The sequence below is a fragment of the Planktothricoides raciborskii GIHE-MW2 genome (genome assembly GCF_040564635.1).
Lineage (GTDB): Bacteria > Cyanobacteriota > Cyanobacteriia > Cyanobacteriales > Laspinemataceae > Planktothricoides > Planktothricoides raciborskii.
Genome location: NZ_CP159837.1, coordinates 898,422 through 915,108 on the forward strand (window position 1 = coordinate 898,422; position 16,687 = coordinate 915,108).

The 16,687-nt window shown below is 45.1% G+C and carries 16 protein-coding genes and 2 pseudogenes; 5 read left to right on the forward strand and 13 right to left on the reverse strand.

Translation table 11 applies throughout. The features are described from left to right. Positions 1-40: 40 nt before the first annotated feature. Positions 41-1,417, reverse strand: a complete 1,377-nt coding sequence (locus tag ABWT76_RS03685; RefSeq protein ID WP_354635650.1) for a hypothetical protein — start codon at positions 1,415-1,417, stop codon at positions 41-43. Between the two features lie 197 nt (positions 1,418-1,614). Between ABWT76_RS03685 and ABWT76_RS03690 the strand changes: the two genes are divergently transcribed. From ABWT76_RS03690 to ABWT76_RS03700, 3 genes and pseudogenes are all read left to right on the forward strand, one after another. Further along, positions 1,615-2,115, forward strand: a complete 501-nt coding sequence (locus ABWT76_RS03690) for a hypothetical protein (RefSeq protein ID WP_054469236.1) — start codon at positions 1,615-1,617, stop codon at positions 2,113-2,115. 4 nt (positions 2,116-2,119) lie between these two features. Further along, positions 2,120-3,613, forward strand: a complete 1,494-nt coding sequence (locus tag ABWT76_RS03695; protein ID WP_054469235.1) for a tubulin-like doman-containing protein — start codon at positions 2,120-2,122, stop codon at positions 3,611-3,613. Positions 3,614-3,728: 115 nt separating this feature from the next. Then, positions 3,729-4,800: pseudogene (locus ABWT76_RS03700) on the forward strand (IS630 family transposase). Between the two features lie 386 nt (positions 4,801-5,186). On the opposite strand, the gene ABWT76_RS03705 reads toward ABWT76_RS03700, so the two are convergent. From ABWT76_RS03705 to ABWT76_RS03720, 4 genes and pseudogenes are all read right to left on the reverse strand, one after another. Continuing rightward, positions 5,187-5,708, reverse strand: a complete 522-nt coding sequence (locus ABWT76_RS03705; RefSeq protein ID WP_354635651.1) for a transposase family protein — start codon at positions 5,706-5,708, stop codon at positions 5,187-5,189. Between the two features lie 44 nt (positions 5,709-5,752). After that, a complete protein-coding gene (locus ABWT76_RS03710; protein WP_354635652.1) occupies positions 5,753-6,019 on the reverse strand; it encodes a transposase family protein in 267 nt (88 codons plus the stop codon). A 69-nt stretch (positions 6,020-6,088) separates the two neighbouring features. After that, a pseudogene (locus ABWT76_RS03715) lies at positions 6,089-7,075 on the reverse strand (ISKra4 family transposase); the annotation flags it as partial. A 74-nt stretch (positions 7,076-7,149) separates the two neighbouring features. Further along, complete coding sequence (locus tag ABWT76_RS03720) at positions 7,150-7,662, reverse strand: hypothetical protein (protein ID WP_190880476.1); 513 nt, start codon at positions 7,660-7,662, stop codon at positions 7,150-7,152. 112 nt (positions 7,663-7,774) lie between these two features. Here ABWT76_RS03720 and ABWT76_RS03725 point away from each other — a divergent pair, with 112 nt between their 5' ends. Together ABWT76_RS03725 and ABWT76_RS03730 are read left to right on the forward strand one after the other, a co-directional pair. Next, the gene (locus ABWT76_RS03725) at positions 7,775-7,963 is read left to right on the forward strand and encodes a hypothetical protein (RefSeq protein ID WP_054469779.1); all 189 of its coding nucleotides are present in this window, start codon (positions 7,775-7,777) and stop codon (positions 7,961-7,963) included. Between the two features lie 211 nt (positions 7,964-8,174). Then, positions 8,175-9,692: a serine/threonine-protein kinase gene (locus ABWT76_RS03730; RefSeq protein ID WP_354635653.1), complete on the forward strand. Its 1,518-nt coding sequence runs from the start codon at positions 8,175-8,177 to the stop codon at positions 9,690-9,692. A 41-nt stretch (positions 9,693-9,733) separates the two neighbouring features. On the opposite strand, the gene ABWT76_RS03735 is transcribed toward ABWT76_RS03730, so the two are convergent. The 8 genes from ABWT76_RS03735 to ABWT76_RS03770 form a co-directional block, all read right to left on the reverse strand. Beyond that, the gene (locus ABWT76_RS03735; protein WP_354635654.1) at positions 9,734-10,135 is read right to left on the reverse strand and encodes a type II toxin-antitoxin system VapC family toxin; all 402 of its coding nucleotides are present in this window, start codon (positions 10,133-10,135) and stop codon (positions 9,734-9,736) included. After that, positions 10,135-10,365 carry a hypothetical protein gene (locus ABWT76_RS03740; protein ID WP_199246823.1) on the reverse strand — a complete coding sequence of 77 codons (231 nt, stop codon included), beginning with the start codon at positions 10,363-10,365 and terminating at the stop codon, positions 10,135-10,137. The genes ABWT76_RS03735 and ABWT76_RS03740 overlap by 1 nt, the downstream gene beginning before the upstream one ends. Positions 10,366-10,695: 330 nt before the next feature. Next, entirely contained in the window at positions 10,696-11,151 is a 456-nt protein-coding gene (locus ABWT76_RS03745) for a hypothetical protein (protein WP_354635655.1), read from the reverse strand. Next, positions 11,135-11,491, reverse strand: coding sequence for a hypothetical protein (locus tag ABWT76_RS03750; protein ID WP_190880484.1), 357 nt, complete (start codon positions 11,489-11,491; stop codon positions 11,135-11,137). The genes ABWT76_RS03745 and ABWT76_RS03750 overlap by 17 nt, the downstream gene beginning before the upstream one ends. Positions 11,492-11,523: 32 nt before the next feature. Further along, positions 11,524-11,646 (reverse strand): hypothetical protein, encoded by a 123-nt coding sequence (locus ABWT76_RS03755; protein ID WP_354635656.1) that lies wholly within the window; start codon positions 11,644-11,646, stop codon positions 11,524-11,526. A 519-nt stretch (positions 11,647-12,165) separates the two neighbouring features. Next, entirely contained in the window at positions 12,166-12,780 is a 615-nt protein-coding gene (locus ABWT76_RS03760; RefSeq protein WP_354635657.1) for a Uma2 family endonuclease, read from the reverse strand. Then, the gene (locus ABWT76_RS03765) at positions 12,761-12,949 is read right to left on the reverse strand and encodes a hypothetical protein (RefSeq protein WP_354635658.1); all 189 of its coding nucleotides are present in this window, start codon (positions 12,947-12,949) and stop codon (positions 12,761-12,763) included. The genes ABWT76_RS03760 and ABWT76_RS03765 overlap by 20 nt, the downstream gene beginning before the upstream one ends. A gap of 27 nt (positions 12,950-12,976) precedes the next feature. Further along, positions 12,977-16,159 carry a tetratricopeptide repeat protein gene (locus tag ABWT76_RS03770; RefSeq protein ID WP_354635659.1) on the reverse strand — a complete coding sequence of 1,061 codons (3,183 nt, stop codon included), beginning with the start codon at positions 16,157-16,159 and terminating at the stop codon, positions 12,977-12,979. Positions 16,160-16,687: the final 528 nt, after the last annotated feature.

A 16,687-nucleotide genomic window follows, 5' to 3' on the forward strand; every position in this document is an offset into this window, starting at 1 on the left:
CAAAATTTAATTAAAAAACCGGGTTTCTGAACCCGCTGTTTTACCTCTCTTTATGCAGGACATAGCACAACTTAGCAATTTTACCATCGGGAGATTCGCTAATTTTTTGAAAAGTGATTGCTTGCAAGTTCTCTAAAAATGGCAAGACATTATAAGTTTTTGAGCCATCAAATTTATCTTTTTCGGCTAAATTCCATTTCGGCCACCAATTTCGTCCGGTGATTGATGTTGGCACAACATCCACAGTAATTTTGTAAACACCTGTTTCCATCTTTGGGGAATTAAACAACATAGAAAAATCTATGGTATTTTCTTGAATATTCCAATTACTGGCTTGCATAAATTCTGCTACGGCATTTTGATCTATATCCTCAAAATCGGGGCTATCATTATTAAATGTTCCGCCTAATTTTAGCTGAAAATCAGGGGATACAGATAAAACGTAAGGTAAAGGATTGTGTGCAAATTCGTACTGAATATCTTGCCATTGTTCAGCGGAGTCGGTATTTTTGAACATCAGCCGTTCGATGTTTCGCTCGTTTTGCACCAGGAGCATCACGTTGCCATCATTAATTGTGACTTGACGTTCAATTCCTGCTAGATTTGATTCCAAGATATCCGATTCAATGTTTAACAATGAGGGTTGTTCTACTAGGCGATGATAAAAAATTACAAATTGGTCATCGCTAAAATTGAGTCCGTCACTTTGGCTGGCTTGTTTGAGGCGAGCGAAGTAACTGGCGACATTTTCGTAAGTCCCCAAAACCATTACATAGAAGGGGTGAAAGGTTTCCGGTTTATTAGGCGTTGTCGTATAATCAAAATACTCATTGGTTAAACCCACGTCGTAAACAATGCCATCAAATTCGCTCCGCACTCCCAAAATTCCTACGGCATACTCTTTGTCTAAATAGTTGGTTTTTAAGCTATTGAGTACCGCCGTCATTTCCCCTTCTTGTTGATACAAATCGGTGACAACAATATAAACTTCGTTAACTGGTGTGTCGTCTATCGGTTCCACCGCTTTGTCAATTCGCGCATCAAGAAAGGACTCGCTGCTGCCGTCATAAAACCAAGGACTTTGGGCAATTCGAGTAGATGTTTCTTTGCTTAAGCGCGTTCGGTTGATGCCAAAACGATAGTATCTGGGGGGTTGAGACTGGGAAAAGGCAGTGGTGGTCGCCATGTCCAGCAGACGGAGGGTGCGGATATAGCGGCTGTCGGGAATGTTAACAAACCCTTGCATGGATGGGGTGCCGTCTATTTGAACGATCGGGGTGATTGATACTGATGTTGATGCCTGGTTTTCCAGTTCCCCGGTGGTCGGCAGGGTGCATTCCCAGTTATCTTGCTTGATACAGCCAGTCAGAGTTAAGGACAGGATGGTGATTCCTACAGCATAGATGGCTTTGTTCATGGTAATTCCTTGCTCCCTCGCAGGCAGCGATAAATTTTAAATGTAAATTTTTGTAAAATGTAGCAAAATATACAGAAGAAAAAAAAAAAATATGAATACTCTCTAAAAAAGAATAACAAATTCATCAAATTTATTGCATAAAAGAATCATTAAAAAAAATCAGACTCGATAATCACAAGTCAACATGATTTCAAAAAATGACCGATGATATTCAAGCGCGAGGGTGGGAAATATGTCGGCTATTCGGGGCAATTTTTTTGGGATTTATTTTGCTCCAGATAGGTGGTTGGTTATTTTCTACCGGCATGATTCCTTTGACAGCAATCAAACCTGATGAATTTGTGAAGAATAATTATGGTCCTGCCGCTTTGATTGTATTCTGGGCTTCATCGATCGCGGCAGCAATCTGGTGGGCGATCGCTGTTTTTTATTTCCGACCGAAGTTCTATCCTAAAGAAGACACCAGCATTGGTCAATTGATTTGGTGGGTAATCTTCATATTTACCATCTGTATTGCCGGTTTATCTCTACATTCTTATGGAAAAACTATTCCTGAAGCAATTCCCTCAATGTTAGGGAGTTTAGTCATCATTATGGCGATCAATTTTTGGTTAGCTACAGCAGTGAGTACGCCTTTGCTGCTGACTTATGTAGTTCCTGGTGCTCAATGGTTGCAACGTTTTTTGAGGATAAACTAGACTGATGACTCTGTATATTATCGCTATTGGCGGAACTGGTGGTAAAATTGTCGAAGCTGTTGCCCATTTAGCGGCAGCAGGAATTTATTCAGTCAGTGGATCAGATAATTCAGAAAACATTAACGTTTTATTTGTAGATCAAGATCAAGCGAACGGCAATATAGCGGCGTCCAAGAAAACTATTGACAACTATGAAAAATGCTCCAAAATTTTTGATGGCAATAATGATCTGCCTTTGATGCAGTCAAAAATCGAATACCTTGAAGAATGTTTACAGTCTACATCGGGTGAAAACAAGGTTAAGCTTCAAGAAGAGTTTTACCATAGTTATCCTGAAAATGATCGAGTGCGTAACTTATTTCATGTTTTATATTCTTCAGACGAAAGAGATGACGAGCTTGGGGGGGGATTTCATGGCCGTCCCGCAGTTGGTGCGGCGTTTATAACTCGGGTCATTGGAGATCGGCATAACCAAAGTAATTGGCAAAAGTTTATTGACAAAATTTTAGCAGATGTAGCTACAGGAAAAGCACCGAGGGTGTTTCTCTGCGGTTCGATTTTTGGTGGCACCGGAGCGGCTGGATTTCCGACTTTGGGTCGATTACTGTTAAATAAGTTGCAAGCAGAAAAACTGCGGAATAGTGTGAAGGTGGGCGGAGTGCTTATGTTGCCTTACTTTCAATTTACAACATCAGAGCAACAAAAGTCTCCGCAAGCCAAAATCTGCGCGAAGTCTGAAGAATTTATTCTCAGAAGTGAGGCCGCTTTACGATATTATGCGACGAATAAAGATTTAAAATTCGATCGATTCTATCTGCTGGGAACGCCGGGACTTACTCAGGTTTCTAACACTGAGCCCGAAGGCAGTGAACAGCGCAATACGCCTCATTTTCTAGAACTTTATGCAGCCTTAGCGTTGCTAGATTTTTTGCAAATTGGCAACAACAATCAAAACGACAATCAACGAAATCAGGTGTTTCTGATCAGCCGCGAAAAAGCAAACGCGGTGACATGGAGCGATATTCCAGATGAAGATAAAGTTAAGAAGAAGCTGGAAAATGCGGCTCGATTTGCTTTTGTCTGGAATTATGCGATCGCTCACGATTTGGAATATGCGATCGAAAGCAAGGGACCGAATGTTGTCCCTTGGTCGTTAAAGTTTTTCGATCGCGCTAAACTGAAGAGTGAGCATAAGCAGATCGAGGAAATTAATAACTGGTGTCAAGATTATTTGCGATGGCTGGCGATGATTCATTCGGAAACCGGAGTAGAACTGTTTAATATCGATTATTTTGTGCAGGATAAAGCTGAAAAAACACTCAAATCAGACAGCAAAGAAGTAAGAAATGAGTTCAGCAATTTGCTAAAAAGCAGTAGTAGCGTGTTGATTAACAATATTTTGGAACGGCTACCTCGAATGGCTAAAAAGATTAAACCTCCCAATGGCGGCGTCGTGCGATTAGCCAAAGCACTGTACCTCACAATTGATGAAAAATAATCTTAGAAAGGGTGCATCTCAGTTATGAGATAAGTATATATAAGTAGGTAGGTACAAAAAATCCAAAGTATGTAAAGATAAGTAAAGACCAGTCAGCTCGTTGGAGGAAAAAATTATGGGCGCTCGTCTGAGAGTATTTCTGACCCCGGAAGAAGATCGAACCTTGTTTGAACTTAGAAAGGCAACCACTCTACCTCAAAGGGTAAAAGATAGAGCCTCCGTTGTCCGGTTGAATGCTGATGGATGGTATGTTGAAAAGATTGCGAGTCACTTTAACTGGTCTGTTGAGAGAGTCAGGGACACACTGCATCGTTGGGAGAAGAAGGGACTAGGGGGACTGTGGGACAAACCGGGGCGCGGAAACAAACCGAAGTGGAAAGAGGCTGATATAGCTTATGTAGAAGAATGTCTTAGGCAGGAGCCACGCACCTACAACAGTAAACAACTGGCTAAAAAACTGGCGGCAGAACGGCAAGTTTACCTAAGTCCAGATCGCCTCAGACGGGTTCTAAAAAAAAAGGGAATAATTTGCAAACGAACAAGAATCAGTCATAAAAGTAAGCAAGACCCTGAAGAAAAAAAGATAAAACAAGCCGATCTAGATATGCTGGAATTCGCCGCAGCAGCGGGAGAAATTGACTATCAAGTATTTAGACGAGTCGGGGTTTTGTTTATGGAGTTCAGTCGGTTATACCTATTTTCCGTCCAAGGAACAGAAACGTCAGGAACAAACGCCAAGACGAGGGAGAAGACTGAGCATTTTAGGAATAATGCAACCAAAAGTGAGCTTTAATTATGGCCTTGCTATTGGAAGTTTTACCAGTAAATCTTATATGAAAATGATGGAAATAGAAGCGGATGAAGCGGCGGAAGCGTTAACCAAAACCGGACGAATTAGAGTAATAGTGCAAGACAATGGTCCGATTCATAAAAGTTTAGAAGTTCAAAAGAAATGGTCTTCATGGGAAGAGAAAGGATTGTACATTTTTTTACTCCCTAAATACTGTTCTGAAATGAACGAAATTGAATTAGAGTGGCAGCATTTGAAACGTGATGAATTGGCCGGACGTATGTTTGAAGATGAACTAGACCTAGCTTATGCGGTTATGGCAGGTGTAGAGACCCGAAGCGCAGAGGGAAACTATACAGCCAAACGGGTTAAGTTTAAGTCTGGCCTATCTTCTTAACATATCTTTACTTAGTTTTGATTTTTTTCACCTACCTACTTACTCAGGAAAAGTATATTATATTGCTGGAGGTAATTAAGCAGCGAATGCCCCATTCAGGTACGCACAGCGATGCTTCAGCACCTTGGGCACATTCTCCGGTAGCCATTAGACATCTCCGAAAATCCCTAAATACCCTCTATGGCTACTTTTGAGGTTTCTATAACTACTGTGCCTGGTTCTCCAAAAGTAACGAATTCATAGGCTTTTTGATTTTTGTTGATAATAATTAATCAATTTTGTTTCTGAATGCCAAGCATTTATTACAAAATTTATTCACAATTCTTAGCTCTAATGACAATGGCTCCTATTCGCCATCTTATTAGTCCACATACTGTTAAGATAACTCATTCGTAATTTTGGCGATTTAACCGAAATCTTTCTGACGCAACTCGATAAATTTTTATCAGCCTTATTAAATGTTCGACCACAATCCTTTCTTTGGCTTTTAATCGGTTTTCTTCTTTTTTTTCCACCGATATCTTTTGATGAATTGGTTTTTTATGCGGTGTATTAATTGCTGCTTCTCCTACATAAGCTAGATCCCCTATGTATTTTTGCTCTTTTCCTAGTTCCTTCCTTCTTTCTCTCCACAATGTAATATCACTTGTTGCGCCGGGATAACCAACAACTACATCTACTATTTCTTTCCCGTTTGGCATGACAATTACTTGATTTTTAAAGCTATGTGTTTTTTTCTTTCCCGAATAATATTTTTTCTGCTCTTGACTGTCTACAGGTCTTTCCCGAGGCTGTTCATAGCTATCTACTACTAACTCAACTTCCAGCAGAATTTCTTCGATCCACTCCCAGTCACTCTCGTTTTTTTTGACTTGTTCTAATAAACTGGCTGGCAGTAAGTCTCTCAAAATTTTTATCCAAGGATGGAAAATATCATTCGCTGTCGATTCACTTACGTCAAAAATCCTAACATTTGAAATGTCGGCATTTGATGCAGATAAATTAGAGTTAGTAAGATTTGTGACTCTACAGATAATTTCTGGCGACGCCCCCCACCTCCTTTAATTAACCTGATTTTAGTTTTTTCTTTTTCCTCTCGGATTTTTTCCTCTAATAACTGCGCGGCTTGAATCAGTTCTATAAGTTGCTCATATTCCATCCCTAATAGCCTTTTTGCTTCTTGGGGATTTTTGTCCAGATAGTCTTTTAATTTACTCATCTATAATCCTCGCTAAAATTCTATTGTACCATAAATCATCCCGCATAGTTTTTATTTCGGAGATGTCTATTGTGCCCAAGGCAACTTCACCCTCAACCCAATTTGTTTCACCAACGACTCCACCCGACCCGAACCAATCGAATGTCCCGCTTCTTGCCAAGCCTCATAGTTAATGATGCGCTTTTGGTGATGCAACAAGTAGTTGATCAACCCTGTGGCTCCCCGAAATTGCTCTTGGCGCAAATAGTCTATCGTCTTCTCGGTCTCCCCTCGCCACAGCAATGCTCGGATCGGCTTCAATTGGGCTGGTGTCCCCTGCACCTTGTGGGCATTTTCCATGAGGTGATACCAACCCTTGTATTTCAATCCGCTGCTCTGGCGTACCAATGCCACTAAAGATGTTCCACACCCCATCATGACCATCTCCCAGGCAGGTGAACTGTGCCTGACGGGGTTGGGCATTCACCCACTCCAGTAGTCCTTGATTATCCTTGAAGAACGCTACACCCCCTTGCTTATGCACATTTAACGCTTTGTATTCTCGCCACTCTCCGGGTTGACCCGCCCCGGTGCGAAGGCGAACCATGCCGCCATCGGCGCTCAGTTCCTCAATTGGTTCAGTTATCTTTAGCTCACACCAATCCTCTCGTTGCACAAAGCGTTGCAGCGTACTGTGGGAGACTTTCACCCCTGTAAGCATCGCAATATCTTCTTCGGCTCTCTGGTAGGAGCTATTGGCACTGACCGTCCAACAGCACTTTTCAAAGTATGGACTCCAACGAGTTCCTGGTTTAACTTGCAGTTGTTGAGCTTGAGCTGTAGTGAGGGTTAGTTTGCCGAGGATACTGGTCAGGGTGCGTTGTTTTCCGCTGTGGCGGTCGGTCGCCGTGTGGATAAAAAAATTCCCAGTTGAGGCAAGAGGTGTTCTTGGGCAAGAGAGCGAACACTTTTCTCAATGCCTTCAAGGGTGGTGAGGTCAGAGGGGTTGGCTTCCTGGTAGAGAATTTCGGCAATCGCGTCAAGGTGTTGCTGGAGTGAGCGCCTGCTTTTGGGGATTCATGGGTCAAGGGTTGTCAACAATGCCTCAATTATGGACTGTTTCGAGGGAACTTTTCATTGAGTATAATTACTTATTGCCTAACTGAGATGCACCCATTAGAACTGGCTTCTAAGGCTGACCAATTGGCTTCATAATCTAGTAATTTTACCACGGGAAACTGTATGCTTGTCTGAGTTCCCCAAATTTGATAGTCATAGTTTTGGGGACGCCAAGCGGGGCGTTCGTCCGCTAAAATTACTAAGGTAGCAACGGGCAGACGATAGCGGTCAAAGATGCGGTAATTGTAGACAAAAATCCGCTGCTGAAAATCTGTTTCATATTGACTTTGGATTTCAATATGTATCAAGACTAAGCTTTGAGAGTTATCTCGCCGCCATACTTTTACCAGTTTATCCGCTAGACGCTTTCCTACTTCCGCATCTCGGACTATTTTTGGCAGTTCTTTGTCGAGAAATTCATATCCTCGTGACCAATCAATGTCGGCGTAAGCTTCAGGCAGAAAGAATGCCATGAATTCGGGAAAATATAAATCCAAGGCTTCTTTCCAAGGACTGTCATATTCGGCTGGGGTTGAATTAGCCATGTATGATTTTGATTGATATTCTGAGACTATTTTAGCATTAATATTTTAGGTATTTTAAATAAAAAATAAATTTTTACTTTGAAAAAATATTCGACTTTACTTATTAATTAATATGGGCGATCGCGCCAATCAAAAAACCGGGTTACTGGGTTCTGGTTGCTGCTGTGCAAAAAGAAACCGGGTTTCTGTTAGGCATACAACAGTTAACTGTGATATCAAACAAGAAACCCGGTTTCTGATTTCCGGTTTATGGGTTCTGGTTGCTGCCGAAAAAGAAACCGGGTTTCTGTTGTGGACATAACAGTGATCCCGTAGGGTACTGCCTTCGGAACGAAGTGCAGCGTAACGCACCATTAACTTATATTTGGCAACGGATTGGCAACGGATGGGATAACGGATGGGGCATTTAAGAAACCGGGTTTCTGGGGATGGGGGAAAGAAACCCGGTTTCTGAGTCTAATTCCCGGTTCCCTCATCTAAAATTGAACTTATTCCACCACCCAAGTAATCAGATGCAGGGCCAACTCCTTAAAGGACGCTATCAAATTTTACAACCACTCGGTCAAGGTGGGTTTGGTCAAACCTATCTTGCTGCGGATACCCAACGCCCCAACCACCCCCAATGCGTAGTCAAGCATTTACAAGTTCAGCCCCCGTCCCCTGGGGCAACAATTTCTCCCGCTGTTTTAGCCAAAGCCCAGCAGCTATTTGCCCAAGAAGCGGAAATCTTAGAAAAATTGGGCAAACATGACCAAATCCCGCAGCTTTTGGCCTATTTTGAAGAAAACCAGGAATTTTATTTAGTTCAAGAATTAATCACCGGCAACACTCTCAGTCAAGAAATTATTCCCGGTCAGAAACTCAGCGAAACTCAGGTGATTTCTTTGTTAAAAGATACTTTAGCAGTTCTCGCTTTTGTTCACCAGGAAAACGTGATTCACCGGGATATTAAACCCGCTAATTTAATCCGCCGTCAAGCTGATGGAAAAATCGTCTTAATCGACTTTGGGGCGGTGAAAGAAATTAGGAGTTTGTCCACTCATCAGCAGACTACATCTCTGACAGTGGCGATCGGTACTCCAGGCTATATGCCCAATGAACAAGCCGGGGGTAAACCGCAACTGAATAGCGATGTTTATGCCCTGGGGATTATTGCCATTCAAGCCTTAACCGGGTTAAATCCTGACCCCAGAGTTGGGGGACTGCCCCAAGATAGTAATACCGGGGAAATATCCTGGCAAAATCATGCTACAGTCAGCGACGATTTAGCCCATATTATTGATACAATGGTACGCCAAGATTATCGGCAAAGATACACTAATGCCGCCAAAGCTTTAAAAGCTATTATAGGTTTATCTCAGCCGAATGTTCCGACAACAGCGGTATCTTTACCCGCTGCTTCTGGGACTAATGCTACTGTGAAAGTAAATCAATCTACTCTTATGTCAATCTTACAATGGCCACGGGATCATAAAATTGGATGTGCTACATTAATCGTGACAATTGTGGGGATAATAGTAGCAGTTCGTGTCCCAGAAGTGCGAAACTTTTTCCACTTAGATGACATAAAAGATGTCACCTATACAACAGAAAAAGGGATTATCCTCCAATATCCCGGTAATTGGGAAGTGCAAGAAATTAACCCGCCTGTGGGAGGAGACAGAGCCGTTTTTCAATTTCCTAAACAAGACTCTTCTGACCCCTACCAAGAAAACATTACTTTGACCATCATTGACTTACCTCAACCCCTGAGTAAAGAGCAATATTATGAGCAGTGGTTGCGCCCGCAACTGGAAAGCGAATATAATATTAAATTAGTGAATACTCCCAATAGCACTACTCTGGATAATCGGGATGCAAATACGGTCATCTATACGATTAAAGAGGGAGGAATTGAACTGAAACGTCAAGCTTTTTGGACAGTGAAAAATGGCACGGTTTACCAGCTTACTTATAGTGGCGAAGTGGCTAATTTTCCCACTGACCAGCAGGTAATGAAAAAGGTGCAAGACTCTTTTAAAATCCCGTAAAAACAAAAGCCCCCCTTTTTAAGGGGGGTTGGGGCGATCGCTCACCATATAGTATTCACGGTGGAAAGTTGAATTTTTCTATCGCGGCTGATTAGTGGAACCCCACAATATAAAGCGGTAGCCGCAATGATGCGATCGGGAAAGTCGGGAATTTGAGTGCGATCGACACTTAGCATGGTTTGAGCAATTTTGCGATCGAAAGGAATTTCAACTAACACCGGATCCTGTCTGTCAACTTCTCCCAACAAGCGAGTCAAAGTCGAAGAGGGAATTCTACTTTTCTCGATTAAATAAATAATTTCAGCTAGGGTAATTGATGAAAAACCTACGATGTCACCATCCGCCGCTATCTGTTCTATTGTGGCTTGGGCAGTGACAGAAAGACGAGGGTCAGCAAAAATATACCAAATCACCGCATGGGTATCTACGATGGCTCGCAACATTAGATATCCTCCCGAGGAAAATTTGCCCAAATATCACGGCGAGCATCATCAATTTCCTCTGCCGAAGGTGCCGTTCCCAAGTCCGCACAAATCCCCCACAAAGAGCGGCGGGGTTGGGAATGGTTAGGCGGCAATTCTCGCTGGATTTCTGGGGCAAGTTGCTCGATTAAACGAACTTTGTCACTAAGAGAAAGTTGTTTGGCTAATTGTAAAACTTGTTCTAGGGTCATAGGAATAAATATTAAATGCGGCTAAATATTACAGCGTTTTTCAGATTAGTGAACCAAAAATCTTGGGTTCGGGCGAAGCATTCCCGTAAAAAATTTACGCTTTCAGAAACCGGGTTTCTTGTAGCCCCCTAAACGATATGCCTCCGGCACGCTGCGCGATTCGCGTTCGGGATCCGCTTTGCGGAATCGCCCCGGTATGAACCTAGAAACCCGGTTTCTTCTGCGGGAATGCGTTCATCCCCTACGGATATATTTTTCTCGTTTCTAGGCTTTGTCTGGGAACGAGTCAACACACATTATGTTTGGGGAAGATTTTACGCCGCGATTATTTTATTCTAGAGGTCGCTTTAAAATTTGCTTGACAGATCCGTACATCTCACTGGTCAAACCATCTAGTTCATGCTCTATATCTTCCCAACGTCCCAGTTTACTGGTCCACTTGCCATTAGGTAATTGTCTGGCAGCGTGTGTGGGTTCTCCGTCAGGGGTCGCATAGATCGCTATTTTCTCAAAGCCCGATTCTAGGTCGGCATTCTCGCAAGGTTCATATCCCAGGGTTTGATCAGCCTGGATAAAAGCAGCGATCGCCATTTCCGCAGGCACCCCATCAGGCCAATAGTAGGAATTATTTGATTCTAGAGGATTCCACCAGCGGTCATCTTCACCCGCAGCCCAAGCAAAACAGTTATACAATCGCGATCGCTTGCTGGTGATGCAATATCCCGTAGCAGCTAAATTAGGAAAATCTTCTTCTTGGTACGGTTCAAGCCTACCATCTGTAGCCATTTTCTCTGCCCCATTGTATCCAAGCCGCCGCCATCTGGGTTAACCGTCCCCGCTGTTCTGGCTGCACCGGATTAGCCCCTGTAATTGCTTGCAATGCCCAAAACCAATGGTCCGGCTCCTGTTCTAATTCCCTTAAAATCAGCGGGACAACGGGTTGACCCATGCCAATTATTCTTTGGTAAGCTGGGTGCATGGACATTTTTGTAACTAAAGACATCATGCCGGTTTCCCGTCGCCACTGTTCCGCCAGTTCTAAAAATCGGGTTTCTATATCCGTTGTTGCTAAAATCGGATAAGCCCAATTTGCATTGACCCTTGAAACTGAGTAATAATTTTCCATTTCTCCTGCCTTTTTTCTGCTAACATCAACAATTATTGAAAATTTGCCCAAATATCACGGCCAGCATCATCAATTTCCTCTGCCGAAGGTGCCGTTCCCAAGTCCGCACAAATCCCCCACAAAGAACGACGGGGTTGGGAATGGTTATGCGGCAATTCTCGCGCTCATTTCTGGGGCAAGTTGCTCGATTAAGCGAAATCACTAAGAGAAAGTTGCTTGGCTAATTGTAAAACTTGTTCTAGAGTCATAGGAACAGGACCACCGCAAAAATCGGATTTATAATCTATATATGGCGTCAGGTGGGCAATGCCCACCCTACATATAATGTCAATGCGTAAGTCATAAGGAAGTTTAACTTATTTTATACAATAATCTGGCCGGTTATCCTCATAATTTATTCTCGTTCCTAGGCTATGCCTGGGAACGGTTATTTAGAGGCTGTGCCTCGTGTGAATTTGAATTTGTAAAAAAACCCGATCGCCTCTATTTGGGGAACTATAATTTGGGAAAAAATACTTTTTTATATATGTTGTTAATCTGGAGGCAGAGCCTCTAGACAAGCATTCCCAGGCGGGAGCCTGGGAACGAGAAAACGAGGAAATTTGGGTTTTTCTAATTTGGGGCAAAAACGCGATCGCAAAACTCCGATGGCGGCTTTCCACAATTTCCACACTTCAACCCCATACCTCACGCAAATCCAACAGAAAACCGGGTAATACTTCTTCGCCGGATAATTCGGAGGGATTTGCCAAGACTTCCACCTCCAAACCCGCTCGATAAATTTCCACGGTTCTGTTTTGCGGGTCAATTAGCCAACCAAGGACAGCCCCATTGTCCATATACTCGCGCATTTTTTCTTGCTGGGAGATGAGACTATCGGAACCGGAACGCAACTCCACTACAAAATCGGGACAAATATTAGCAAAAGTTCCCTTTTGTTCTGGAGTCAGGGCATCCCAACGTTCTTGGCTAACCCAACAAGCATCGGGAGAACGATTGGCACCATTGGGTAAAATAAATCCAGTAGAGCACTCAAAAACCTCTCCAGGTTTGCCTGCATTCCGCCACCATATATACAACTCTCCAGAAATGCTTCTATTGCGTTTTCCGGTTTCCCAACCCGTTGGTGGATTAACGATTAACTCTCCTTGCGCGGTTCTTTCCAATCGCAATTCTCGATTGCTGGCTGCCAGGGCAGCAAACTGTTCTTGGGTAACGTAAAGCCCAATGGTTTTGGGCAGGTAAATTAAGTATTCTTCCGTTTCCGGCTTAATGAGCGTCTGTACCATGTTGACCTCTTCGACGAGTCATCGCCACAACATCATTAACCCACACTTCCCACACCGCCCACACTGCGATGGCGGCTTCGATGGCGGCTTCCCACCCTTCGATGGCGGCTGCCCACCCTTCGATGGCGGCTTCCCACCCTTCGATGGCGGCTGCCCACACTGCCCACACCCCCCACACTCCCACACTCCCAAAACCTCATCTCCCAGCTTCCATCTTTTTGAGGTCATCTTTTGCTGTTTGGCATTGCGGGCTCCCCTGCTGGCAAAATAGCTGTTCCGCTTTCTGCATATCCTCTATGCCACCCTGTTTATCTCCTGAGTCATAACGAGCCCACGCCCGACTATCGTAAGCCTCGGCTAACTGGGGATTGAGTTTAATTGATTGATTGCAGTCAGCGATCGCCCCCGGCAAATCTCCTGACTTATAACGAGCCCAACCCCGACCGTTGTAAGCCTCGGCATACTGGGGATTGAGTTTAATCGCTTCGGTGTAATCTGCTATTGCCCCCTGCTTATCTCCTGAGTCATCACGAACAACACCCCGGTTGAAGTAAGCCAAGGCAAACTGGGGATTGATTTTAATCGCTTGGTTGTAGTCAGCTATTGCCCCCTGCTTATCTCCTGAGTCATAACGGGCAAGACCCCGACCTAAGTAAGCCCAGGCATCCTGGGGATTGAGTTTAATCGCTTCGGTCCAGTCATCCATCGCCCCCTGCTTATCTCCTGAGTCATAACGGGCAAGACCCCGACTTAAGTAAGCCAAGGCTAACTGGGGATTGATTTTAATCGCTTGGTTGTAGTCATCCATCGCCCCCTGCTTATCTCCTGAGTCAAAACGGGCAAGACCCCGGCTGAAGTAAGCATTGGCAAACTGGGGATTGAGTTTAATCGCTTGGTTGTAGTCATCCATCGCCCCCTGCTTATCTCCTGAGTCAAAACGGGCAAGACCCCGGTTGAAGTAAGCATTGGCAAACTGGGGATTGAGTTTAATCGCTTGGTTGTAGTCATCTATTGCCCCCTGCTTATCTCCTGAGTCAGAACGGGCAAGACCCCGGTTGAAGTAAGCATTGGCAAACTGGGGATTGAGTTTAATCGCTTGGTTGTAGTCATCTATCGCCCCCTGCTTGTCTCCTGAGTCAGAACGGGCATTACCCCGGTTGTAGTAAGCATTGGCATCCTGGGGATTGAGTTTAATTGCTTGGTTGTAGTCTGCTATCGCCCCCTGCTTATCTCCTGAGTTAGAACGGGCAAGACCCCGGTTGAAGTAAGCCTCGGCATACTGGGGATTGAGTTTAATCGCTTGGTTGTAGTCAGCTATTGCCCCCGGCAAATCTCCTGAGTCATCACGGACAAGACCCCGAACGAAGTAAACATCGGCCTCCTGGGGATTGATTTTAATCGCTTCGGTGTAGTCATCTATTGCCCCCTGCTTATCTCCTGACTGATAACGGGCAGTACCCCGACCGACGTAAACCACGACAAGCTGGGGATTGAGTTCAATCGCTTGGTTGAAGTCAGCTATTGCCCCCGACAAATCTCCTGAGTCAGAACGGGCACTACCCCGACCGACGTAAGCCTCGGCAAACTGGGGATTGAGTTTAATCGCTTGATTGTAGTCAGCGATCGCCCCCTGCTTATCTCCTGACTGATAACGGGCATTACCCCGGTTGTTGTAAGCATCGGCATACTGGGGATTGAGTTTAATCGCTTCGGTGTAGTCTGCTATTGCCCCCTGCTTATCTCCTGAGTCAGAACGGGCAGCACCCCGGTTGTTGTAAGCCTCGGCTAACTGGGGACTGAGTTTAATCGCTTGGTTGTAGTCAGCTATTGCCCCCTGCTTATCTCCTGAGTCAGAACGGGCAGCACCCCGGTTGACATAAGTCTCGGCAAACTGGGGATTGAGTTTAATCGCTTGGTTGTAGTCTGCTATTGCCCCCGGCAAATCTCCTGAGTCAGAACGGGCAACACCCCGGTCGTTGTAAGTGAAGGGATCGGGTTTAATATCAATGGCTTTGGTGTAAGCCGCCACCGCTTCCTGATGGCGGTTTAACTCTTGCAGTATTATCCCACGGTTTATATAAAGTAAGGCATCCTGATTTTGGCGTTGAATGGCTTGGTCAATAGATGCCAGAGCTTCTGGGTGTTGTTTTAAAAGTGACAGCGTAACACTCTTCTCCCGCCATGCTTCATAGGCTGTGTTGTCAATGACAATGGCTTGCTCAAAAGACTGCACTGCTTCTTTATACTTGTCTGCTGCCCTCAATGCTAAACCCCTGGCGTACCAAGCCGCATAAGATTTACGGTCAAGCTGGATAGCTTTATCAAATGCTGCTACCGCCTCCTCGGAGCGACCCACCCGCCAGAGTTGGTTGCCATAATTTATCCAATCCCTAGCAGGGGCATTTTTTTTAGGGGGTTCTTTTAAGGTGACAAGCTGAGATTGAATCAAGTCGGTATTATTCTTCACCTCTGGCGGTGGGGTGGTTTCTACTTGCAACCACCGCCGCTTGATTCCCCACAGTTGCAACTGACCTAACAGAGTATTTCCGGGAATGCCCAAACTCAGCCCCAGTTGCACCCCGCCAAATTCTGCGCTTTCCACCCGTCCGTGAATCCCCACTACTCGCCCTTGGGTATCCAACACCGGCCCACCGCTCATCCCTCCTTGGGTCATATTGGTATAAACCATCTCATAACCCTCGGTGAGGGATGCGGTGTTTTGAGCAATCAACGAGCTTGCTTCTGAACTGAATCGCAGCCCTACAGTAAACTGGAATCGCTGATTTATCAGAGATTCTCCCTTGGGCCATCCGGCTGTAAAAACCCACGGGCGGTCATCTGCTTGAAGCCGATAATCGGCAATAGTAGCCACAGAATAGGTGGCGTCACTGGTGAACTGCACCAATGCCAGGTCTTGACCTTCCTGTTGTTTGATTTGGCTATAGTCGAGGGCGTAGCGGCGACCATCCGGGGTGATGAGTTGATAGTTTTGGTCTGAGTATTGCACCACATGGCGAGCCGTCACCACATAATAGGTTTTCCCTTTTTTGGCAATAATCACCCCAGAGCCTTGGTCTGCATCCAGTTGCTGGGATTTTGACCGGGACTCGATGCGAACTGTCACGGCTTTGGCATTGTCATAAACTTGTTTTACCAGACCCGTGAAAGCTGGTTCTACTTCTTTCATCATTTCTGGGGCTGCTTGGGCCAATACGGACAGGGGCAAACCCCAACTTAGTCCTACCATTTTTTGCCGTTCCGCGTCCGTGGGTTTGCTGCCATCGGCATATACAAACGGGTCGCCAAATAGGGGATTCCCATGTCGTCCATTAAAGCCGATGACATCCCCTTGGCCGTTGATAATCGGGCCGCCGCTCATGCCGTTTTGGATGGGATTTGTGTATCCCAGTTGATATCCTTGTTCTAAGGCTTGGTTGGGGATGAGGGATATTTCCCCGGTGGTGACGATAACCCCCCCTTGCCCCCCCTTAGCAAGGGGGGGTTCTGAGAGTTTCCCTTCGGTGACTAACCCCCCCTGCCCCCCCTTGCTAAGGGGGGGTTCTGAGGAGGATTCGGAGGAGAATTGCTCCCCGTTACTAAGGGAGATACCCTCCTGCCCCTTAGCAAGGGTTTGACTTTGTTGGCTTTGCCCCCCCTTAGCAAGGGGGGGTTGGGGGGGTTCCGCCGGGGGTTCTGAGGGGAATTGCCCCCCCTTAATAAGCTAATCTTGTAGGGGTTTGCTCAACACACTCACGGTCTTAAGCAAACCTCTGCGTGTAGATCCGCGATTGATCCGATATAGCAGTCCTATATCAGTTGTGGAATTGTAGGGGTAACAGGTTTGGCAAGCGTGAGCTTACCCCTAAACGCGCAGGGGCTTGCCACCGCGCAAAAGGATTTGCCCCGA